The organism is Xenorhabdus koppenhoeferi (assembly GCF_900116635.1).
GTDB lineage: Bacteria > Pseudomonadota > Gammaproteobacteria > Enterobacterales > Enterobacteriaceae > Xenorhabdus > Xenorhabdus koppenhoeferi.
In genome coordinates this window covers 12592-34391 of sequence record NZ_FPBJ01000027.1, presented here as the reverse complement: position 1 = coordinate 34391, position 21800 = coordinate 12592, and the positions used below count along the sequence as shown (strand labels likewise).

Annotated in this window: 21 protein-coding genes; 15 read left to right on the top strand and 6 right to left on the bottom strand. The window is 39.0% G+C overall.

The window, feature by feature from the left end; genetic code table 11:
* The first annotated feature begins 322 nt into the window (after positions 1-322).
* The 8 genes from radC (at position 323) to mutM (ending at position 7374) form a co-directional block, all read left to right on the top strand.
* The gene (gene radC / locus BM329_RS09975; protein ID WP_092552433.1) at positions 323-1015 is read left to right on the top strand and encodes a RadC family protein; all 693 of its coding nucleotides are present in this window, start codon (positions 323-325) and stop codon (positions 1013-1015) included.
* 259 nt (positions 1016-1274) lie between these two features.
* Positions 1275-1511 carry a 50S ribosomal protein L28 gene (rpmB, locus tag BM329_RS09965; RefSeq protein WP_092552430.1) on the top strand — a complete coding sequence of 79 codons (237 nt, stop codon included), beginning with the start codon at positions 1275-1277 and terminating at the stop codon, positions 1509-1511.
* 11 nt (positions 1512-1522) lie between these two features.
* Positions 1523-1690: a 50S ribosomal protein L33 gene (gene rpmG, locus BM329_RS09960; RefSeq protein ID WP_092552427.1), complete on the top strand. Its 168-nt coding sequence runs from the start codon at positions 1523-1525 to the stop codon at positions 1688-1690.
* 146 nt (positions 1691-1836) lie between these two features.
* Positions 1837-2955, top strand: coding sequence for a glycosyltransferase family 4 protein (locus BM329_RS09955; protein WP_092552424.1), 1119 nt, complete (start codon positions 1837-1839; stop codon positions 2953-2955).
* 202 nt (positions 2956-3157) lie between these two features.
* Entirely contained in the window at positions 3158-4162 is a 1005-nt protein-coding gene (locus BM329_RS09950; protein ID WP_092552464.1) for a glycosyltransferase family 9 protein, read from the top strand.
* Between the two features lies 1 nt (position 4163).
* Positions 4164-5267 (top strand): glycosyltransferase family 4 protein, encoded by a 1104-nt coding sequence (locus BM329_RS09945; protein WP_092552421.1) that lies wholly within the window; start codon positions 4164-4166, stop codon positions 5265-5267.
* The gene (locus BM329_RS09940) at positions 5267-6445 is read left to right on the top strand and encodes a glycosyltransferase (protein ID WP_092552418.1); all 1179 of its coding nucleotides are present in this window, start codon (positions 5267-5269) and stop codon (positions 6443-6445) included. The genes BM329_RS09945 and BM329_RS09940 overlap by 1 nt, the downstream gene beginning before the upstream one ends.
* A gap of 107 nt (positions 6446-6552) precedes the next feature.
* The gene (gene mutM, locus BM329_RS09935; RefSeq protein WP_092552416.1) at positions 6553-7374 is read left to right on the top strand and encodes a bifunctional DNA-formamidopyrimidine glycosylase/DNA-(apurinic or apyrimidinic site) lyase; all 822 of its coding nucleotides are present in this window, start codon (positions 6553-6555) and stop codon (positions 7372-7374) included.
* Between the two features lie 41 nt (positions 7375-7415).
* Here mutM and coaD read toward each other — a convergent pair whose 3' ends face one another.
* Genes coaD through waaA form a run of 3 tightly spaced genes read right to left on the bottom strand, consistent with a single transcriptional unit; the run spans position 7416 to position 9948 of the window.
* Positions 7416-7898 (bottom strand): pantetheine-phosphate adenylyltransferase, encoded by a 483-nt coding sequence (coaD, locus tag BM329_RS09930; RefSeq protein ID WP_092552413.1) that lies wholly within the window; start codon positions 7896-7898, stop codon positions 7416-7418.
* 5 nt (positions 7899-7903) lie between these two features.
* Positions 7904-8671, bottom strand: a complete 768-nt coding sequence (locus BM329_RS09925; protein ID WP_092552410.1) for a glycosyltransferase family 2 protein — start codon at positions 8669-8671, stop codon at positions 7904-7906.
* The gene (waaA, locus tag BM329_RS09920) at positions 8671-9948 is read right to left on the bottom strand and encodes a lipid IV(A) 3-deoxy-D-manno-octulosonic acid transferase (protein ID WP_092552407.1); all 1278 of its coding nucleotides are present in this window, start codon (positions 9946-9948) and stop codon (positions 8671-8673) included. The genes BM329_RS09925 and waaA overlap by 1 nt, the downstream gene beginning before the upstream one ends.
* Positions 9949-10170: 222 nt before the next feature.
* On the opposite strand from waaA, the gene rfaQ reads away from it, so the two are divergent.
* The 7 genes from rfaQ to BM329_RS09885 all read left to right on the top strand — a co-directional run bounded on the left by rfaQ (position 10171) and on the right by BM329_RS09885 (position 18173).
* Positions 10171-11235, top strand: coding sequence for a putative lipopolysaccharide heptosyltransferase III (gene rfaQ / locus BM329_RS09915; protein WP_092552404.1), 1065 nt, complete (start codon positions 10171-10173; stop codon positions 11233-11235).
* Positions 11232-12362, top strand: a complete 1131-nt coding sequence (locus BM329_RS09910) for a glycosyltransferase family 4 protein (protein WP_092552401.1) — start codon at positions 11232-11234, stop codon at positions 12360-12362. Before rfaQ ends, BM329_RS09910 begins: the two co-directional genes overlap by 4 nt.
* Positions 12359-13462, top strand: a complete 1104-nt coding sequence (locus BM329_RS09905) for a glycosyltransferase (RefSeq protein ID WP_092552398.1) — start codon at positions 12359-12361, stop codon at positions 13460-13462. Before BM329_RS09910 ends, BM329_RS09905 begins: the two co-directional genes overlap by 4 nt.
* A gap of 133 nt (positions 13463-13595) precedes the next feature.
* The gene (locus BM329_RS09900; RefSeq protein WP_092552395.1) at positions 13596-14549 is read left to right on the top strand and encodes a polysaccharide deacetylase family protein; all 954 of its coding nucleotides are present in this window, start codon (positions 13596-13598) and stop codon (positions 14547-14549) included.
* Positions 14550-14631: 82 nt separating this feature from the next.
* The gene (locus BM329_RS09895; protein ID WP_245759053.1) at positions 14632-15651 is read left to right on the top strand and encodes a glycosyltransferase family 2 protein; all 1020 of its coding nucleotides are present in this window, start codon (positions 14632-14634) and stop codon (positions 15649-15651) included.
* 191 nt (positions 15652-15842) lie between these two features.
* Complete coding sequence (locus BM329_RS09890) at positions 15843-16802, top strand: glycosyltransferase (RefSeq protein ID WP_092552392.1); 960 nt, start codon at positions 15843-15845, stop codon at positions 16800-16802.
* A 483-nt stretch (positions 16803-17285) separates the two neighbouring features.
* Positions 17286-18173, top strand: a complete 888-nt coding sequence (locus BM329_RS09885) for a GNAT family N-acetyltransferase (protein WP_092552389.1) — start codon at positions 17286-17288, stop codon at positions 18171-18173.
* 607 nt (positions 18174-18780) lie between these two features.
* Here BM329_RS09885 and BM329_RS09880 read toward each other — a convergent pair.
* The 3 genes from BM329_RS09880 to rfaF form a co-directional block, all read right to left on the bottom strand.
* On the bottom strand, positions 18781-19566 hold the full coding sequence (locus BM329_RS09880; protein ID WP_092552385.1) for a glycosyltransferase family A protein: 786 nt from the start codon (positions 19564-19566) through the stop codon (positions 18781-18783).
* Between the two features lie 196 nt (positions 19567-19762).
* Complete coding sequence (gene rfaC, locus BM329_RS09875; protein WP_092552382.1) at positions 19763-20740, bottom strand: lipopolysaccharide heptosyltransferase RfaC; 978 nt, start codon at positions 20738-20740, stop codon at positions 19763-19765.
* A complete protein-coding gene (rfaF, locus tag BM329_RS09870; RefSeq protein ID WP_092552379.1) occupies positions 20740-21792 on the bottom strand; it encodes an ADP-heptose--LPS heptosyltransferase RfaF in 1053 nt (350 codons plus the stop codon). Before rfaF ends, rfaC begins: the two co-directional genes overlap by 1 nt.
* Positions 21793-21800 lie beyond the last annotated feature (8 nt).

Here is a 21800-nt window from a genome sequence, read left to right as displayed (position 1 = left end):
ATTCTCTAAGATTCTACCATAAGAAAATATTGAGTTCAGAACCCTTGCCGCTCTTCCTCCCAGCTCCTCAGCCATCCATATAGTAGTGGGAATTCTGTTATCACCTGCCGTAACTTGAAATTCAGTGAATATCGTTATCCCAAAATGGCAAATTTGCGAAGCGTTGCGCAGACTATGCAAATGAAGCTGGCGATGTTTTTTTCATCATGGAATATTGTAAGCGAATATCAGGGTGATGGATTCTATTGTTATGGATGAGAGTCAGGAATGATTCCCCATAGATGATAGTTAAAAAGCGAAGGATATTGAGGGGAGAAGTGTTATGGATATCACGGTAATGGAAAAAAACGATGAGTTGCATTCAAACCTTGCTCCCCGGGAAAAATTGCTGGCTTATGGCGCAGTTTCCCTAACGGATGCCGAACTGTTGGCAATCTTTTTGCGTACAGGTACCAGAGGTGTTCCTGTAGTACAAATGGCGGAATATCTGCTGAAATCATTTGGCTCACTTTATCATCTGTTGTCTGCTGATTATGCCGATTTTTGTTCACATAAGGGCATGGGGCTATGTAAATATGTCCAATTACAGGCGGTATCCGAACTGGCAAGACGTTTTTTCTCCAGCCAGTTTATCCATGAAGATATTATGAGCAGCCCTACGATGACTCAGAGTTATTTGCAGGATTTGTTATCTTGGCAAGACAGGGAAGTCTTTGTGGTACTATTTTTGACTAACCAAAATAAAGTCATCTGCCATGATGAAATGTTTAAAGGAACGATAAACAAAGTTGAAGTGCATCCACGTGAAATTGTGAAACAAGCAGTTAAAGTCAATGCAGCATCAATTATTCTTGCTCACAATCACCCTTCCGGTAATCCAGAACCCAGTCTGGCAGACAAATTGGTAACAGAAAAAATTATTGAAGCCTGTGACTTGATTGGCGTTAAAGTTTTGGATCATATTGTTATTGGCAAGCAATATTGTGTTTCATTTATGGAAAGAGGCTGGATTTAATACGGTTTTTTCACAATCTGGTCAGATCTTAGCTGTTCGGGACTTGAGCATCAGCGAATGAGGGCGTATACTACGCCACCTTTGAGGATCTTGGGCTTGGCGAGAAGAGCCTATCTCAGTAAGTTTTTTACTGGGAATATGTGATTCTTTTCAGTAAATAAAATTTGTAAATAAAATTTGCTGAGATGGGCTCCTAAGCCTGACGAGGCGGCCACACCCAATACAAAGCTCGAGCTGATTTGATTTTTGGAGAATAGACATGTCCCGAGTCTGCCAAGTTACTGGCAAGCGCCCGGTGAGTGGTAACAACCGCTCCCACGCATTAAATGCGACTAAGCGTCGTTTTCTGCCTAACCTGCACTCTCATCGTTTCTGGGTTGAGTCTGAGAAGCGTTTTGTAACTCTGCGTGTATCTGCTAAAGGTATACGTGTGATTGACAAAAAGGGTATCGATACAGTTCTTGCTGAACTGTGTGCCCGTGGTGAGAAGTACTAAGGAGCTGAAAAATGGCTAAAGGTATTCGCGATAAAATCAAGCTAGTTTCTTCTGCTGGTACAGGTCATTTCTATACCACTACGAAGAACAAGCGCACCATGCCTGAAAAACTGGAACTGAGAAAATATGATCCAGTTGTTCGCCAGCATGTAATGTACAAAGAAGCTAAAATTAAATAATTTTAGTGGATTAGAAAAAACCCAGCTTTATGCTGGGTTTTTTTATGCCTGTTGCTTTGCCTGATTTACATTAGGTTATGCATGAACGTCATACTCTGTTCAGTTATACTAACGCGTTTTTATTGACCGTCAGGCGTGACTCTAAAATGGCTAAAAAGACTTTGAATATCTTACACACAGAATCATCGTGTGGCTGGGGCGGACAGGAGATCCGTATCCTGACTGAATCTCAGGGCATGATGCAACGTGGTCACAATGTGGTTATTGTTTGCTGTCCAACCTCAACACTTTACCGCGAAGCCCACCATTATGGCGTGCCTGTCGTTGCTCTCCCGATTGAAAAAAAACGGCTTTCTTGCCTACGGGCAATTCGCCGTTGGCTAAAAGCCGAAGGCCGTCAATTTGATATCATCAATACTCATAGTTCCACGGATTCTTGGTTGGTAGCTGCGGCATGTGCAACACTAAAAGGTATGCTACCGGTAGTTCGTACCCGTCATGTTTCTACTCACGTTTCAAAATCCATTGCAACCCGTTGGCTGTATCTAAACGCCTGCCAGCATATAGTGACAACCGGGGAAAAACTGCGCCAATATCTGCATACACACAATACATATCCACTTTCCCACATGACCTCTGTGCCAACAGGGATCGATTTGACACGCTTTTATCCAGAAAACAAGCAACAGAGCCGTCAACGCATTGGTATTCCAAACAAGCTAACACTTGGTATTGTTGCCACAATGAGGACCTGGAAAGGACATCGTTACTTGCTTGATAGCTGGAAAATTCTTCACCAGCGCTATCCCGAGTGGCAATTATTATTTGTGGGAGATGGTCCCCAGAGAAAGAATCTAGAGCCACATGTTCAGCAGGAAGGATTAACAGAAAGTGTAACTTTTCTTGGTAACCGTCAGGATATTCCCGATTGCTTAAATGCGATGGATATCTTTGCTCTCCCTTCGTTTGGCAATGAAGGTGTGCCTCAAGGTATCATGCAGGCGATGGCATGTGGTTTACCTGTGGTATCCACATCAGTGGGCGCGATTACTGAAGCTGTTATTGATGGGGATACTGGGTATATTATTGAACCCAGAAACGTAGAACAGTTAATAGAAAAATTAGATTTTCTGATGAACGATGCTGAGTTACGTTTACGGATGGGAAACGCTTCATTACAGCGGGCTACTCACTTATTTGGGATGGATAATATGCTAGAAAAGATGGAATCTATTTTTTATCGCAGTATAAACAGCAAGCGATAATACTTTTCCTATATGGTATAAATCATTACTGAAGTGAATGGCATCAATCATTAACCATTCAATTGAAATATAATCATTTTGTTTATATTAGGTATAAGAACTATCTATCGATTAATCGAACATTTAATAGCTTTACTATATAGTATAGTGATCATGTTTCAAGGCCTGTTATAGAATTGATGATTCAACATTCATTATTATGATTCAACCTAAAAATATTTTAATCATAAATATAGCTCGTTTTGGCGATACTCTGCTGGTTACGCCAGTCATTCGCGCATTGAAAACAAAATGGCCAGAGGCAAACATTGATGTCTTTGCACATAAAAACACAAAAGAAATCCTTGATTGCATTAATTTAATTAATAATTTATCGACTTTCTCAAAAGGAAAAGCCAAATGGTATGGGTGGTTTTCCCGTCGATATTATGACTTAGCATTAGTATATGGACACGATAAATCTCTGTTACGATATGCTAAACGCAAATCAAATTTAACCGTTTATTTCTCAGATATCTCTGAGAAAAAATTAAACGAATATACTGTAGAAAAGCCACGGGAATTCATGCCTGCCCAGCAGGAAAGGGCTCTGTTGATTAATGCACTTGGTCTTGAAGTAAGTGATTGGCGGTTACAATATTGCGTAAGCCAATGTGAAGAAGAATATGCCAGAGATTTTCTGCGGCAGAAGGAATTAGAGCAACAATTAAAAATTGGTTTTCAGTTACAAAGTTTTCCCGCCAAAGCTTACCGTGACTGGCCTGTAGAACATTTTCACGAATTAGCCCAACGGATTTATCGTGATTATCCGCATGTACATATTTTTTTATTGGGCAGTAAAGATGGTGAAGCAAGCGCACAAATGCTGGCTGAAAAACTGGGGGCAAACAGGTGTACATCACTGGCGGGTAAAACAACAATGCGACAAAACGCAGCAATCATGAGCCAGCTTAATTTATACGTTGGTGTGGATACGGGAACAACCCATCTGGCAGGTGCTCTGGGGATCCCTATGGTTGCACTATATCACAGTTTTCATCCGGGCCGTTTTCTCGCTCCTCAGCAACATCCAAAACTGGCGGTAATTGAACATCCGGTAGACTATAGGCAAGCCACTCGCCAAGATACGATGTCAGTAATATCGGTGGATAAGGTCTGGTATTCTGTACAGAACTTACTGGAAAATGAACGCAAGGATAATGAATAAAATGAAAATAGGATTTATCGATGTTACCGTTACTGTGTCTTATGGCGGCATTCAAACCGCAGTTTGGGAGTTGGCCAAGGCATTAACTGATGCGGGGCATGAAATCCATATTTTCGGGGGAACAGGTGATATTCGGCCTGAATTAGATGGACGAAATATTCATATTCATACATTTCCGTTTATTCTCAGAGAACGAGTTCCCAATATTGGGCGCCGTTTTCAACGTATTGTTGAACGCTACTCTTTTGCCCGACATGCACGTGAAGCGGTGATGGCTGAAAATTTTGATTGGGTGATCTTAACCAAGCCCTTTGATTTTTTCTGGCCCAGAATGATATCTGAAACGTCCCATACCAAGTTTTGCTATATGAGCGGTGGAACCAGCTTTTTTAAAGGTGACCGTATATTAGGTAGAAAAATATCCACTTGGGTTGCATGCAGCCATTTCAATGCCTGGCAGATCCAGCATCACTTTAAGCAATTTCCGAACGTTATCTATAATGGCGTGGATACCGATAAATTCAAGCCTACTGATTCTGGCATCCGCACTCAATTAGGCATCAATGAAGGCACCTTTTTGTTAACGTTTGCCGGCAGATTAGTAGGCTGGAAAGGCATGAAAGTCGCTATTGATGCGATGACTTTACTCAAGGATAAGGATGTAAAGTTACTGATTATTGGGGCAGGTGAAGAGCTAAAACAGCTGGAAAAGCGGGTTTCAGCATTACAATTGGAAAAATCAGTTATTTTTCAACCTGCTGTCAGTCATGATCAATTACCTGAATTTTACTCTGCGGGTGATGCCGGCATTTTCCCTAGCATTGGTGATGAAGCATTTGGTATTACTATTGCTGAAGCGATGGCATGTGGATGCCCCGTGATTGCCAGTTATATAGGCGGTATACCAGAGGTAGTTGGAAACGAGAATCAAGCAGGTATTTTAGTAACTCCCGGTGATGCTAAAGCGATTGCTGATGCGGTCAATCACCTTTTATCTTTAGAAGATAGAGGGAAAAGTATGGGTAGATACGCCCGTCAGAGGATTGAGGCTATGTATACTTGGGAACACTCTGCGAATCGCTTATTAAATGCCATAAAAAAATAATGAAAATCGCCTATATCGATCCTTACCCTGTGCCTGATTATCGGGTTGCTTCATTGCAGATTCTGCAAAATGTTGATGCTTTTGCTCGCCAGGGACATTACGTTTGCCTGATTACCCCAAAAGGCCAAAGCCAAGTTCAAGAAATTATTGGCAGAGCACTTCCGCCTTCTGTAGAGTTAATTGCTTTACACAATATCCGCAGAAAATGGTATTTTCCACTCAATACTCAAAAATTGTTTTATTTTCAGGTCTCTCGTTGGCTTAAAGAACATCAGGTTGATGCTATTTTTACTCGCAATATAAAAATGGCGAACTATCTATTGTGTAAACACCCTGAAATTCCTCATTTCTTTGAAAGCCATGAAGTGTTTTCTCAATCATTTAAAGAATCCCATGATTTGGTCAAGCATAAAAATCAGCGCAAGTATCAGAAATTGAAGGAAATTGAACAACAAGTTTATGAGTGTTCACAGGTCGTTTTTGTTCTGACCTCGCTGTTGCGTGAAGATATTTATAAAGAGTATGGCGTTAAAACACCGATTGTCATTGCTCCTGATGGCGTTGATATGTTGGCAGTTAACTCCACAAGCTTAACGCCTTCCGGCAAAGAGTATAAGAACCGACCGCCAACCCAAGTGCTTTATTTAGGAAGCCTGCATCGTTGGAAAGGTGTACCGACTGTTATGAAGGCTATGTCTTTCCTTGATAACGCTGTGTTGAATATTGCGGGCGGTACACCTGAACAGATCACACGATTACGGCAAACAGCCGAACAGATTGGTGTAGATGATAAAGTTAATTTTCTGGGTTTTGTTCAACCTAAAAATCGCTTTCAGGTTATCGCTGATCATGATATTTGTGTTTTGCCGCTGACAAAAACCAGCATTGGCAGTCGTTATACCTCCCCCCTCAAACTTTTTGAATATATGGCTATGGGTAAACCGGTAGTTATTTCGGATTTCCCTTCCATCCGCGATGCTGTTGATGAGAATGCGGTCAATTTTGCCAATAGTGAAAATGCCGAAAGTTTTGCCGAACAGATCCAATGGCTGATAAATCATCCAGCCGAAGTGATGAAAAAAGTGGATTATTCACGGCAATTAGTTGCGGCACGTTTTAACTGGGATCAGCGTGCAAAATTGATTACGAACGTGATAGCAGAAAAATTATCTCAATGAATATTAAGCCAGTCATTCCAACCAAATTTGGCTGCAAATAATACATGAAAACGGTATCGTTATCTGCTGAGAAGTCATGTTGTAGATAATTTATTCAAGGAGTCGGTATGCCGGAACTACCAGAAGTGGAAACCAGCCGCAGGGGAATTGAGCCTCATTTGGTTGGCAATATCATCCAATATGCCGAAGTCAGAAATTCACGTTTGCGCTGGCCTGTTTCCGAACAAATCATGAAACTCTCTGACAGGCCTGTCCTGAGTGTCCAGCGCCGGGCAAAATACTTGCTGCTTGAACTGCCTGAAGGCTGGATTATTATTCATCTGGGCATGTCAGGTAGTTTGCGTATCCTATTGGATGAACTCCCGCCAGAAAAACATGACCATGTCGATTTGATAATGGCTGATGGAAAAATTCTCAGATATACCGATCCCCGACGTCTTGGTGCATGGTTGTGGAGTGATGGCCTTGATAAATGTAGCGTATTGTCTCATTTAGGCCCAGAACCTCTTTCTGACCTGTTTAATGGTGAGTATCTTTATTCCCTTTCCCGCAACAAGAAGACCGTGATTAAACCTTGGTTGATGGATAATAAGGTTGTTGTTGGTGTTGGCAATATCTATGCCAACGAAGCTTTATTTGTTGCACATATCTTGCCGGAACGCCCCGTGAACTCACTGACACAGCAAGAAGCCTATTTATTGGCTGACATCATTAAACAAATTCTGCATCGCTCAATTGAACAAGGCGGGACAACGCTGAAAGATTTTCTGCAATCTGATGGCAAACCGGGATACTTTGCCCAAGAGTTATTTGTTTACGGTAAGAAAGGTGAACTTTGTCCACGATGTGGTGATACAAACGGTGAAAAAATAGAATGTATAAAATTGGGGCAACGCAGTACGTTTTTCTGCCGCCAGTGCCAGCATTAAACCTATTATTTCAGGGGCAGGTTATTGCCCCTGAAAACAAGTTACTTCCCTAATTTTTGTAACATTGCCCGCGCAACGGGTTCCGGCAGAAAAGACGAAATATCCCCATCATGTCTTGCAACATCTTTGATTAAGGATGACGAAACAAAGGACAAATTTTGCGAAGGTAATAAGAAAACGCTCTCCAGCTCCTGCATAAAATGCCGGTTCATATTGGCAAGTTGACATTCATATTCAAAATCGGCAACAGAACGCACACCGCGAATTAAGATGGTAGCTTGCTGTTTTTTAGCAAAATTAACCATCAGTTCACTAAACCCGACCACCTCAACATTTTCCAGGTGGGCTGTCACCTCTTTCGCCAACGTGACACGTTCTTCCAAATTGAACATGGGATTTTTTCTGTCACTGTTGGCGATAGCCAGCAGAACATGGTCAAACATATTTGCGGCACGGGTAACAATATCAAGATGGCCGTTAGTAACAGGGTCAAAAGTGCCGGGGTAAATCGCTTTTCTTTTCATCGTATTTACTCTTTTCTTTGAGAAAGTTCCCAAAGTGCCGCATATTTATTGAATGTGTACTGAGCATTTACAACGGCTAACATCAATCCTTGCTTACCATCAAGAAAACCCGCCCTGAATAGCCAGGTCTTGAAAAATGCGCCTAGCATATGACTCCAGACAGAAAAGTAACGCGTTTTTTTGCCTTGCTCATACCGATGCTTTGCCCAATCTCTTGCATAATTCAATTGCTTTTGTTGAAACTCCATCAGATTGCGGCAGGTCAAATGGTGTAAATCTCCCTTGAGTGTCACGATGGAAGCACCTTGAGTATCAAGGGATTCATGAACCTGATTATCGTTGTATTGGTAACGTGCGCGGCAATAGAGGCGAATGACTTTATCAGGATACCAGCCACTGTGTTGCATGAACCGTCCCATAAACAGATTGAGGCGTGCGCAGCTATAAACTTTACTATCATCAGGATTGGCTAGAATTTGCTCGATGGATGCCTTAAGTTCTGGTGTCACTCGTTCATCGGCATCAATCATAAAAATATAATCACCGCTGGCATAGGATTGCGCGAGCTGCCGCTGGCGGCCAAAGCCGGGCCACTGAGTATTTGTGTAGACCTTTGCGCCCATCTCGTTGGCTATTTGGCAAGTTGCATCCGTACTTCCGGAATCCAAAACGATGATCTCATCTGCCCAACTTACAGAAAGTAGGCAATCCGTAATCACATCAGCAGCATTTTTGGCAATCATGACAACAGACAGACGTTTTTTGTCACTCATTAATGGCTCCTTGGGGGAAGATAAGGCTCCAGTAATTTTAGCAAGCGCTGAAGGGCACCTTGATTTTCGTGCAGGACTTCTGCGGCATGATGACCGTAATAACGGCGATAGTCTTCGTCTGTCAACAGGCTACTGATGGCTGAGCTTAATGATTGGCTGTCTGTGACGGTAATCAGCCCATCCGCTTTCTCTAACTTGGCACAGATATCTTTAAAATTGAATGTATGTGAACCCATAATAACCGGTATAGCGTGTGCTGCCGCTTCTAACGGATTATGTCCACCGCGCTCGATCAGGCTACCGCCGACAAAAGCCATATCCGCAATACCGTACAAGAGCATCAATTCGCCCATAGTATCACCAATAACAACCTGTACATCAGCCTCCGGGATCGTACCTGCACTGCGTAATATCGCGCTCAGCCCCGCTTTTTGGGTTAATTCTGCTGCCTTGTTAAAACGCTCTGGATGACGGGGAACCAGAATTAATAAGAGATCAGGAAATTGTTTCAACAGATTGCAATGTGCTTCCAGAAGAATACTTTCTTCACCATCATGCGTACTGGTTGCAATCCACACAGGACGATGAGGCGCCCATTGGCGACGTAAAGTAATCGCTTTTGCCGCTAACTCTGGTGTAACAGAAATGTCGAATTTAAGGCTACCCGTGACAGAGAGCTGAGAACGTCTTAACCCCAGTTCAATAAAACGTTCGCCATCTTCCTGATTTTGTGCAGCAATCAATGTGATCTTATTTAAAATGGTTTTAATAAAGCTGTTAATTTTCTGATATCCCGCTGCAGAACGCGCGGATAACCTTGCGTTGGCAATAACCAACGGAATTTCACGTTGGTGCAACTGAGTGATCAGGTTTGGCCACAACTCGGTTTCCATAATGATCACTAACTTTGGATTCACATGATCAAGGAAACGGTTCATTGAACCAGGTAAATCATAGGGAAGATATACGTGGTTAACATCCGTCCCCAAAGCAGACAAAACTCTTTCAGAGCCAGTCGGTGTCATGGTAGTTATGGTAATGGGCAACAAAGGGTAATGATGCCGCAAGATCCGTACTAATGGGATGGCAGTTAGTGTCTCACCAACAGAAACGGAATGAAGTAAAATTCCTCCAGGGGTAACTTTTTTAGCGCAGAAGCCATAACGTTCCCCCCAGCGTTTGCGGTACGCAGGTGATTTACGACTGCGCAGCAGCAGACGTAACCAGATAATTGGTTGGATAAGGTAGAGAAGTACCTGATATAAGCGAAGCAACATTCTATCAAATTCACTGACATAGACTGTGGCTATAGTACCACATTGGCTTGAGGAAAGTGTGTAAAATGCGGATATGTTGTGCGGTTTTCCCTAAAAGGATAAAGAGATTATCTTATTTATCAGTTGAATATACCTGATATCTAAAGATAGAAGGAGAAAGCGACTATTTTTAGAATATAATGAAATAAGATTTCTGCCTCAATCGCGAATATTGGGAATACAATGGGCAAAATACCCCCTCGATTTGAAAAGATTCTGATCATAAAATTAAGGCATCATGGTGATACACTGCTTGTTACCCCAGTTGTAAATACATTGAAAGAAAATTTTCCTGACGCCGAGGTCGATATCTTACTGTACAAAGAAACAGAGCCGATGCTGATGAATTTCGCCTCAATATCCCATATTTTTTCTGTAGACAGGCAGTGGAAAAAAGAAGGTACAAAAGCTTATATCGTCCATCACTGGTGTTTACTGAGTCAATTGAAAAAGCGGAAGTATGATCTCATCATTAACCTCGCTGACCAGTGGTACAGCGCCTTAGTATCAAAAATTTCCGGTGCTTCAACTCGTGTCGCTTTTGATTTTCCTAAGCGACAAAATTTCTTATGGAAAATCTGTTTTAGTGATTTGGTTTCTACCGAAGGTGAAGAATCCCTGCATGTTGTTGAGCAGAACCTATCAGCATTGAACCCGCTTAATCTTCCTAGTATCAATTTCAATGTAACAATGAGTTATAGTGAAGAAGATTGGCGAAAAGTGTCTGATCTTTTGCGCATTGGTGGAATTAATCACAAATATATCGTTATTCATCCTGCATCACGTTGGTTTTTTAAGTGTTGGAATGACAGAAACATGAGTGAAACCATCAATGCCTTGCAGGCAGATGGACACTCAATTGTCGTAACATCAGGCACAGAAGAGCGGGAAAAAGAGATGGTTGAGAGAATATTATCCAACTGCATTAAGGAGAATATTCTCTCTTTGGCTGGTCAAATTACATTACCTCAACTTGGAGCGTTGATTGCCCATGCCAAACTATTTATTGGGGTTGATTCTGTTCCCATGCATATGGCAGCTGCACTGAAAACTCCTTGCATCACGTTATTTGGGCCATCTAAATTAGCTTTCTGGCGCCCATGGAATGTTAACGGAGAAGTGATTTGGGCGGGGAATTACGGTAAATTACCTGACCCTGATGATATCGATACCAAAACAGATATTCGCTATTTGGATCTTATCCCGACTGATGTCGTGATTGCTGCTGCCCGGAGATATTTACCATGAAATCTGTGCGCCTTGCTATTGTACGGCAAAAATATCGCCCTGATGGAGGTGCTGAACGTTTTATCTCTAGGGCGCTTGAAGCATTGGATAATAACAAACTAGACTTAAACGTGATTACTCGCTCTTGGCAAGGAGATATAAACCCTAATTGGCACGTGCATTTGGCAGCACCTTTTAAATGGGGGCGCATTAGCAGAGAAAGAGGGTTCGCTGATGCTGCCAGGGCTATTTGGCAAAAGGAGAAATTCGATATCGTTCAAAGCCATGAACGCATTGCCGGATGCGATATTTACCGGGCAGGGGATGGTGTCCATCAACGCTGGTTACAGCAAAGGGCAAGGATTTTACCCTACTGGAAAAGCAAATTACTTTTTGTCAGTCGCTATCACCGTTATGTTATGAATGCTGAAGAAGAAATGTATCTGGCACCTGAATTGAAAAAAGTTATTTGCAATTCACAGATGATAAAACGCGAGGTAATGGAAGATTTTGGTCTGCCTGATGAGAAAATCTCTGTTATCTATAATGCCATCGACCAATCACAATTTTTTCCAGCTGGAGAAGATGAGCGGCTTGTATTAAGGCAGAAATATGCGCTTCCCGCCCAAGAAAAATGTTTTGTGTATGTTGGCTCAGGTTTTGAAAGAAAAGGATTGAAAGCGGCTATTGAAGCTATCAGCATGACGAAAGCGTATCTAGTCGTGATTGGTCGAGACAAAGAAGCAAGTAAATATAAGCAGTTGGCTAATTCTCTTGATTGTCATGAACGCATTCGCTTTTTGGGAGTACAAAAGAAGACACTGCCATTTTATCAAATGGCGGATGGATTATTATTACCAACGCTATATGATCCTTTCCCGAACGTTATTTTGGAAGCGATGGCATGTGGTTTACCTGTGATAACCAGTGACACTTGCGGGGGAGCTGAATTCATTGTTTCAGGAGAAAATGGGTTTGTGTGTGATGCCCTGGATACTTCAGCTTTGGCAGAATCTATTTCTTTAGTGCCAGCGGATCACTTAACCAGCAAGATCTCAATGTTATCCAAAAAGAAAATAGTGAACTATACACCTGCTTGTTTGTCTCAGCAGCTTACGGAATTGTATAGCAAGGTGCTTTCTCTATGAAAGTACATATTCTATTTATCATTGATGGGCTACCGGGAGGTGGAGCAGAAAAAGTCACTATTCGTTTATGTGGTGGTCTGCAACAAAAAGGTTTTAATATTACCTTGTTGTCTCTCTCTGACAAATGTGAATATCCGATCCCTGATAATGTTGAGTTAATCATTAATGCCGATGAATATAAAGGACCTTTTAGAAGACAGACTGAGATTTCTCGCAGAGCGAAATCCATGGATAAGGTTCTGGAGAAAGTCTTTCTTCAAAAAGGCACACCTGTGTTAGTAATATCTAACTTGCACAAAACAGATCGTATTGTCGCGCAGTCTAAGATATTGGTTGGGTTGAATATATGGTTTTGTATTCACGGCGTATTTTCAAAATCGTATCTGGAAAATAAAACAGGATTGTCGCGCTGGATTAAGAAATGGAAAATTCAGCGTGTTTATCAAAACCGTAACTTGATCTGTGTCTCTGATGCTGTTGGCTTAGATTTGAAAGAAAACTTATCGTTGGTCCCCAAGAAAATGGTCACGATTTATAATCCCTTTAATCTTGCTGAAATTAAATCCTGTTCATTAGAAAATAATCCTTATGCAGGTGAAAATTATTTTCTTCATCTCGGACGTTTTCACCACGTAAAACGTCACGACCGCTTATTGGAAGCGTTTGCCAAGGCCGACCTTCCCTGTAATTTATTGATTGCAGGTCAAGGAGATGAGCAAGCGACAAAGGCAATCAAACAAAAAATTGTGGAACTCGGCTTGCAATCTAAAGTTCACCTAATTGGCTTTTTAGTCAATCCATTACCGGTAATACGGGGTGCCAAAGCAGTTGTACTCAGTTCAGATAGTGAAGGACTGAGTAGTGTGCTGATTGAAGCTTTAATTTGTCACACACCCATTGTCAGTACGAGCTGTCCTGGAGGTGTGAATGAAATTATGGTGGGTGAGCTGGAACAATATAAATCTGAGTTAACTGCCGAATCATTAGCAGAAAAAATGCGGTTGGTTTACCAAAATCCCCCCGTAATTACGGAAGATATGTACAAGAAATTTGATTTGGATATTGTTATTGGGAAATATTTATCGTTGATAAATCAATAAGCGCTCAATAATCAAAAACATAATATGGATAGTATAGGTCATATGGCAACCCTTTAAACCTATGCAGACAATGTACTTATCTATATATCCACAAACAGTAATGTTTCTCTATATTTTATTTAGGCCGTAGATTATGACTAAACCTGCATTCATCATCACAATTGATACTGAAGGCGATAACCTTTGGCAAAATAGTGTTCAAATCTCTACCGAAAATACGCAATATTTACCGAGGTTCCAGAAACTATGTGAGCAATTTGGCTTTAAGCCTGTTTGGTTAACTAACTACGAAATGGCAATGGATGACAGTTACATCGAATTTGCCAAAGATGTAATTTCCAGAAATACCGGCGAAATAGGTATGCACTTACATGCCTGGAACAGCCCGCCTCTTATTCCACTCACAGATGATGATATGCACTATAAGCCTTATCTGATCGAGTATCCTAAAGAGCAAATAAGAGCAAAAATAGATTTTATGACTCATCTTTTGGAAGAGAAACTTCAGACGAAGATGTTGAGTCATCGTGCTGGCCGTTGGGCGTTTAATAAATACTATGCTCAATTATTGGTTGAGTATGGTTATCAGGTAGATTGTTCAGTTACCCCAAAAGTGAATTGGTGTTTTACCAAAGGTGATCCTGACGGAAATGGCGGAACAGATTATAGTCATTTTCCGGAGCACGCCTATTTTATGGATTTACAAGACATTTCTAAAGAGGGATGTTCTCCCCTACTGCAAGTACCCATGAGTATCCAGTATAAACATTCTTCAATGATGAATTGTATTAAACAAAAATATGATCAATTAAGAAGGAAAAAACGTTCTCCATCAGTTAATTGGCTGCGTCCAAAAGGTGGTAATATAGCGTTGATGAAAAAAGTTATTCAACAAACTTTAGCCAGTGGCAGCGATTATATTGAATTTATGCTACATTCATCCGAATTCATGCCGGGTGGAAGCCCAACATTTAAGAACGAAGAACAGATTGAACAACTTTATCAAGATCTAGAAGAATTATTTGAGTTTATAAAACCGCTAACCCAGGGAATGACATTAGCAGAATACTATCAATTTAAGTTATGAAAAAATAAGATATATTGCAATAACATCTTAAATTAAAAAAACAATAAATTTCAGACGTAATTTCATGAATACCTCTCATTTTATGAAATTACGTATTAACAATACTACACCTAAATGCCAAATAAATATTATGATTACTCAAACACCAGACACATACTCAGATCGTTCAAAAATATTGTCTATTGTAGTAGCTGTTCATAATTTGGAAAAACTAATTTTAAAGTGTATAAATAGCATAAAGAACACTTTAACTGATTTAGAACCCTCCATATATGAAGTTTTGCTAATAGATGATGGCTCATCTGACTCATCCCCTTCAATTTTAAAACAATTTTCAGCAGAGAATGATTCTTTTATCTACATAAGAAAAGAATTTAAAAACTTAGGAAAAGTAAAGAAATATGCTGTTGAGAGAAGTAAAGGTGAATACATTACTTTTGTTGATGGTGATGATTTCCTATCAAATTTCTCTATGAAAGACATCATCGATTTTCTTTTTGAAAAAAAACCTGATATGTTAATCAGCCCATTACAAGATGTCAGAAAACCTGAAGATATAATACATAAATCAAATTTTATATCTCCAATACTATTCGATAGGAATACAGCAATAAAAGAATATCTTATTCATAAAAAATTTCAGGCACATTCATGTGGTAAATTTTTTAGAAGAGATTTGTTCGACGGAAGTAACTTTCCAGAGGTTTCATGCTATGAGGATGCCCTGTCATTTTCATCAGTATTAGCTAAATGCGACAGAATATACTATACAAGAATGAAGTATTATAATTATATTAAAAGAGAAGGAAGCCTTTCTGAATCCATCAATAAAGATAGAATAAATGTCATGGCAGAAGTGGTATTTATTAATGATAAAGTGTTTGGTGAGAAATTCAGAAACCTTACTGCCTGTCATGCAATAGAAGTTATATATAAATATCACAATTCTTTATCAAGGGATTATTTTTCTTCGTTAATGAACCTAATTAATAGTATATCTACATTCAGTTTTATGTTAGATAATCGTGTTAGATTTAGCTTTAAAGTAAAGTACTATAAAGTAATGATGAATAAAAAATCATTAATAATAAATGACGTTTAATTTTAAATAAAACAGTGAAGTTAATTTTTTGATCTGTTTTATTAATTTAAAAACAAGTCACATTTATCAATAAAGTTATTTGATAATATAAAACTTCATTGATAAAATAGATATGATTTGTATGGCATATAATTTTTATTTAAATTTATAATCCATAGTGATATTATGACCATTTTTATTGAGGTAGATAAATGAGTTTATCCCCTAGACTTTCTGTGTTAATGTCAGTCTATAATGGCGAAGATTATTTAGCAGAATCTATTGATTCTATATTATCACAGACATTTGAAGATTATGAGTTTATAATAATTGATGATGGCTCAACTGATTCGACCTCTTCTATTCTATCTTCATATGCCAAAAAAAATATGCGAATTAGAATAATAACCAATGAAAAAAATATTGGTTTAATTCGTTCTCTTAATAAAGGATTGTATATGGCATCTAGTAATTTAGTTGCAAGAATGGATGCTGATGACATTGCAATTCCTGAGCGCTTTGAAATTCAAATGGATTTTATGCGTGATCACCCAAATGTAGCTGTTTGTGGAGGATTCACAACATATCTGGAGAACCCGGCTAAGGGTGATGTACATGCTATAAACCATGAAGATATTGTTGCTGAATGTTTTTTTCATTGTCCCTTCGCTCATCCTACTGTGATTATGAGGAAAGACAAAATATTAGAGTTAACAGATGGATATGATCCAAATGACCTATATGCGGAAGATTACGGATTATGGAGCCGATTAGTTATTTCAAAAAAAATTAAATTTGCAAATATAAATAAATCTCTTTTAAAATATCGTACACATCCAAATAATCCTAGGATTGAATACAAGAAAAAGCAAAAAGAAACAGCAAATGATATTCAGAGAAAAATGTTCTTATCTTTAGGTATAAACATTCCGTTGAAAGATATTGATTTACTCAATCATTCTGAAGGTAAAATATCTATTGACAACATCAAAAAATGTGAATCTTGGCTGCTAAAAATAGAAAGAAGCACTGATAACATGGAATCCATTGAAAGAATTGCTTTTTTAAAAGAAATTAAAGATAAAAAAATGTATTTATGGAGAAGAATAAGAAAAAATTCAGTTCCAGCTATACTAAGATATATAACTGCAAGATTTTACTATAGAAAATAATTTTTCATGGTTTTGTATAATTACGTTACAAGTGACCACTCAGATGGTCACAGTAACCTTTGCTTCTTTTCAGAAAGGGTAACATAGAATCATGTATATTTTAAATATGTTATTAATAACCCATTAATAAATGATAAAAATCAAAATTTATTAATTATAAAGAACCTTCATTCTAGTTTCTATGATGAAAATTAATATGTAACTAATTAATATTAGACATTTTTTTACTATATTTTATCAAAGTCGATATTTTTTACAGCCAATTAAAGACTCATTGACTCAGAATCAAGATCATTTCTTCGAAGAAAATTATGAAAGCGTCAACCTGTTATTTTATAAAATAGTTATTATTTTAATATAAATTGTTTTAAATTAAGTAACCATGTATCCTATTACATTGTTTTTAGGTAAAATGGTACAATTCGTTAACTTATTCTAATTATTGACAGATAAAACCATAATATGCTTATGGAGATATTTCCTATGGGGACAGTAAAAGCACTTTTTTCAGGATGGAAAGAATGCGATTTTGAGCAGTATAAAGAAGCTTATACTCTTTTAGGTGGATGTACGTCAACACATCCCAACATTATATCCTTTTTGGATAGACATCTTGATGAAAAATTGTTCTTCTATATTAAAAGAACAGAAGCTACAGTCAAAGGAGCCTATTTTTCTTTTAATAACAAAAAATTTGTTGAAAATATGCAAACTAGATATCCATTTTCATATGACGAAATTATTTTCCCCATAGCAAGGAATGCTAAGCTATTTCTACCTGTAAAATCAAAGCGATTATCTCCAATCCATAAAGATAACTTTATCAATACCAGCCATCATCCACGATTAAACAAACGAAAAATCTGTTTAATCAAAGACAATTTTTCTTACAAAACCCGCCGAAACCGCAGCAACGAAATAAATAAATTCAAACGTGCGGGTGGAGAAATTCGCTCTTCAAGTGAATTTAGTGCACAAGAATTGGTGGACATCTATATCGATTTGTACCAGAAACGTTGGAATTATAACCACTCTGAAGCGCAAAAAAAGCATCTACTTGAAATATATACAGAGCTTCGTGAGCATATATTTGGCTATGTGTTACTTATCAACAGTAAACCTTGTGCTTACGATTTTGTCCTATGGGCGGAAAGCCCTAAATGGATTTCATTTGATGCCATTAATGGTGGTTATGACCCTGAATATGCACACCTTAGTGTTGGTAGTATTTTAATGTGGGTGAATATCCAACAAGCAAAAGTACTATGCCAGCAGGGAGACAAAACTATGCGTTATTCCTTAGGTAATCCTACTCTTGAATATAAAAATCGTTGGTGTGAAACATTCCCTCTAGGAAAAGTTCTTTTTTAGAGCTTACTTCAAAAGCAGCATAACTTCTAATAGTTCAATATGTTACATCGTGTTATCCACTAATTTAAGTCAATGCTGCTATTTTCTATATCCACCCTAAACGAATCAGGATTGATTGAGTCAAACAGAATAGTTCAAGTATCACGTCAAGACTGCTATGTCCCGTATTTGCGTTGATACTTACAGAGACTTATGCAACTTTGGTGAATGTTGACTTAAACAGAATATCAACATGGGTTCCCTCTGCCAACCTCAATGCCCGTTGGTTTATGGTCGTCCGTTCAAGTGGAGTACTTCAATTTTTTTGATAGCAGTGAAATAAAATTGAGATTATTTGGATCAAAAATGTGACTTTTTTATGAATTAAACATAATATTTATCGCATTCTTTTTTCCATTTTACAGGATTATCTATAATGAAAAATTCTAATTAAAACATCGTAGTATTAATCTCTTTATGTTCTGTACGATTACAACAATTGATAATAATATTTTCTATATAATAACCATCGAATAATTTGTATAAAAATACCACTTTAGTTATAAACTGAAGCAATGAATAACCCAAGCTCCTAAGAAAGGAGCTCTGTAATGATGAGATTGAAATGTTATTTCATCAAAGAAATAAAAACAAAAGTTAAGATACAGCCAAAAAGAAATCCTATTGAAAAATATTTTATTTTCTCTTGTCTTTTGTCTTTATTATGGGAAATATCATTTTCATTAATAATATGCTGATCCCAGCCAATATGTTCTGTTGCACTATTCTTTAAGAGAACAGCATACATTCCCATGTCATAATACAATTTTGAAATGTGCGCTTCAGCTTCTCCAAAATCTTTCCCAACATAGTAAGGAGCTATTCTTAAGTAATCGCTTTTTCTACGTAAACCAGGATTAAAGCTAAACCCCTTCCAAACTTCATCATTGCTTTCTAATATCGAGAAATCTACTCCACAGACCGATTGCGGATTAGAAGGATAATGGAAAGGGTAATTAATCTTGATATCTTTTTCAAAATCACGTAACCATACTTGCAGAATGTCATGATTTTCTTCAAGCAGTAAACGTGAATCTTCGATAAATCTATCTCTATAAAAAAGCCAATCATCTTCACAATGGAAAATATATTGTGTCTCTACTTTACTATAAGCTAGATCTATAGACTTTATTTGCCCAAGTTTGGGATTATTTATTATTATTTCGCAATGAGGTTTCCAATGTTCTGGTATTACCTCTACAATTTTTTTGTTTCCTGAATCTTCTGTAATTATCACTTTTCCAATTGGATAAGTATTATTCTTATCCAATGATTGAATAGTATTTTCTAATAGTTCAAACCTTCCACAACTTGTGATAACTATAGTGACATCACTTTTATCTGAAAAAATCATATTCATGCACCTGATGTTATTTTTAGAAAAAATTTTTGGATAATTAATTTTATTGCTAAATATTGAGACCAAACTTCTATATATCTTTGATAAAACACATCATCAGTACTTTTAGAAAATATAATCAATTTTAAATTAGGGAACGAGTTCGTGTTGGGTTCCATATTTTAATGTAAAAATCGATTGTGCGTAGCCACTAGGAAAAGTTCTCTTTTAGAATATTTTGCAAGAACAGGTTAACTTCTGATGAGGTAATGCCCTGCATTGTGCCATCACCCGATTTCAGGGAATGCTGCTCTTCCCCATACCCACCGATCAACCCCGGATCTGTCGGCCCAAATAACGTAATATTGGGCCGATCAAGCGCCGCTGTAAGATGGCTTAATCCCGTATCAACAGAAACCACCGCTTTTGCACCAGCGAGAATTTGAGCAACTTCCGCAAGACTCAATCTCGGTAACACATCAACATGAGAAAACCCTTCTGCCAGCTTTAATGCCCGTTGGTGTTCGTGCTCTTCGCCCCAAGGTAGTTTGATTCGCATGCCTGTTGTTTGGATATCGGCAATAAGTTGTCGCCAATGATTTTCAGGCCAGTGCTTTTCATCACGAGTTGTTGCATGAAGGAAGACCAGATAATCACTTTGGTTTCCTGCTTGTTGGCTCAGAAAGTGGCGAGCGATGGAGTAATCACCTTGTTCCGACGATTTTTTATAGTCCAGACTTTCAGCAAACAAGGCACGAATGCGTTCAACCGCATGTTGTTGCTTGCTAACAGAATGACGGTGATCGTAGAAAACGCTGGCGATGGGTTCACGGATACTTTTTCTGTCATAACCATGTTTTGCACCATGTGCCAGTCGAGTCACCAAGAAGGCACTTTTTAACAATCCTTGGGCATCAATGATCGCGTCATAGTGATGCAGCCTCAGTTGGTTGCGAAACTGCGCGCGTTCTTCACGGATATCTTTCCTGAACCAATTTTTCCGCCAGCGACGGATAGCGACAGGAATAACATTTGCGACAGTAGTGTGCCAAGTTGGAATTTGTGCAAACCCCTCTTCAACCACCCAATCAAATTGAATCTCAGGAAAATGCTGTCTGGCATCTGTCAGAGCCGGCAGAGTGTGCAACACATCTCCCATTGAAGATGTTTTTACCAGTAAAACACGCATTAATTCTGGCTCTCCGCCTGTAGCAGTTTTTCTAATGACGCTAAAACCATTTCAGGCTGAATATCAATCAAACTCTGGTGATAACCGCCATCACTGTCACCTTTTCTGATCTTGTGATATCCCGTAATCAGGCGAATAACTTCAGCCTTATTTGATAACGGTGGAGTAAAATCAGGACTACTTGGACCATATAATGCGACTAAAGGACGGTTTAAAGCGGCTGCCACATGCATCAGACCTGAATCATTCGTTACTATGGCGTCACAGACTGCGATAATATTGACTGCTTGTTCAAGTGAAGTTTTTCCTGCCAGATTAAGGCAATCTTCGCGGGCTTCTTTGCTTAAAAGGGTGCGTATAGCTTCACCAGATTCATGATCTTTGGCGGAGCCAAACAGTAAAATTTGATAACCCTTTTGGGAAATTAACTGTTCGGCAAGGGTTGCATAGTGATAATGCGGCCAGCGTTTGGCTGGGCCGAATTCGGCGCCAGGGCAAAAACCAATAATAGGGCGGTGATCAGCAATATTAAAGGCTGAGGTTGATTCCGCAATATCTTCGTCATTGATACTCAATTGCGGCCATAGCAAAGGTTGTGGAAGCTCATCAGAGTTACGCAGGTTTTTCCCTTCATAGGCGAGAGCGACATAACGTTGAACCATCAGTGGAAAAGCGCGCTTATTCAGAACCCGGAGATCATTTAGTAACCCATAACGCATTTCACCGCGCCAGCCTGTACGCAGCGGGATATTGGCGAAGAAAGGCACCAGTGCAGATTTGAATGAATTGGGCAATATATAGGCACGATCGTATCTGTTTTCGCGCAATGCGAAACCGAGGCGTCGGCGCTCACCCAAAGCAAGGGCGCCATGACCCAGCGGCATAGCCAATGCCTGATTCACTTCTGGCATCTTTGCCAATAATGGACGGCACCATGCGGGAGCCATCACATCAATTTCTGCATTAGGATACAAAGCTTTCAGAGTACGGTAGAGGCTTTGTGACATCATCATGTCACCTACCCATGATGGGCCGATCACCAATATCTTCATAGAAGTCG

What these genes read in the sequence shown, in the direction of transcription:
- BM329_RS09905 (WP_092552398.1), top strand. Translation starts at nt 12,359, where the DNA reads ATGAAAGTACATATTCTATTTATCATTGATGGGCTACCGGGAGGTGGA.
- BM329_RS09925 (WP_092552410.1), bottom strand. Translation starts at nt 8,671, where the DNA reads ATGAGTGACAAAAAACGTCTGTCTGTTGTCATGATTGCCAAAAATGCT.
- BM329_RS09890 (WP_092552392.1), top strand. Translation starts at nt 15,843, where the DNA reads ATGAGTTTATCCCCTAGACTTTCTGTGTTAATGTCAGTCTATAATGGC.
- BM329_RS09880 (WP_092552385.1), bottom strand. Translation starts at nt 19,566, where the DNA reads ATGATTTTTTCAGATAAAAGTGATGTCACTATAGTTATCACAAGTTGT.
- rfaF (WP_092552379.1), bottom strand. Translation starts at nt 21,792, where the DNA reads ATGAAGATATTGGTGATCGGCCCATCATGGGTAGGTGACATGATGATG.
- rpmG (WP_092552427.1), top strand. Translation starts at nt 1,523, where the DNA reads ATGGCTAAAGGTATTCGCGATAAAATCAAGCTAGTTTCTTCTGCTGGT.
- radC (WP_092552433.1), top strand. Translation starts at nt 323, where the DNA reads ATGGATATCACGGTAATGGAAAAAAACGATGAGTTGCATTCAAACCTT.
- BM329_RS09945 (WP_092552421.1), top strand. Translation starts at nt 4,164, where the DNA reads ATGAAAATAGGATTTATCGATGTTACCGTTACTGTGTCTTATGGCGGC.
- rfaQ (WP_092552404.1), top strand. Translation starts at nt 10,171, where the DNA reads ATGGGCAAAATACCCCCTCGATTTGAAAAGATTCTGATCATAAAATTA.
- BM329_RS09900 (WP_092552395.1), top strand. Translation starts at nt 13,596, where the DNA reads ATGACTAAACCTGCATTCATCATCACAATTGATACTGAAGGCGATAAC.
- rfaC (WP_092552382.1), bottom strand. Translation starts at nt 20,740, where the DNA reads ATGCGTGTTTTACTGGTAAAAACATCTTCAATGGGAGATGTGTTGCAC.
- BM329_RS09895 (WP_245759053.1), top strand. Translation starts at nt 14,632, where the DNA reads ATGAAATTACGTATTAACAATACTACACCTAAATGCCAAATAAATATT.
- BM329_RS09955 (WP_092552424.1), top strand. Translation starts at nt 1,837, where the DNA reads ATGGCTAAAAAGACTTTGAATATCTTACACACAGAATCATCGTGTGGC.
- mutM (WP_092552416.1), top strand. Translation starts at nt 6,553, where the DNA reads ATGCCGGAACTACCAGAAGTGGAAACCAGCCGCAGGGGAATTGAGCCT.
- BM329_RS09910 (WP_092552401.1), top strand. Translation starts at nt 11,232, where the DNA reads ATGAAATCTGTGCGCCTTGCTATTGTACGGCAAAAATATCGCCCTGAT.
- BM329_RS09885 (WP_092552389.1), top strand. Translation starts at nt 17,286, where the DNA reads ATGGGGACAGTAAAAGCACTTTTTTCAGGATGGAAAGAATGCGATTTT.
- coaD (WP_092552413.1), bottom strand. Translation starts at nt 7,898, where the DNA reads ATGAAAAGAAAAGCGATTTACCCCGGCACTTTTGACCCTGTTACTAAC.
- waaA (WP_092552407.1), bottom strand. Translation starts at nt 9,948, where the DNA reads ATGTTGCTTCGCTTATATCAGGTACTTCTCTACCTTATCCAACCAATT.
- BM329_RS09940 (WP_092552418.1), top strand. Translation starts at nt 5,267, where the DNA reads ATGAAAATCGCCTATATCGATCCTTACCCTGTGCCTGATTATCGGGTT.
- rpmB (WP_092552430.1), top strand. Translation starts at nt 1,275, where the DNA reads ATGTCCCGAGTCTGCCAAGTTACTGGCAAGCGCCCGGTGAGTGGTAAC.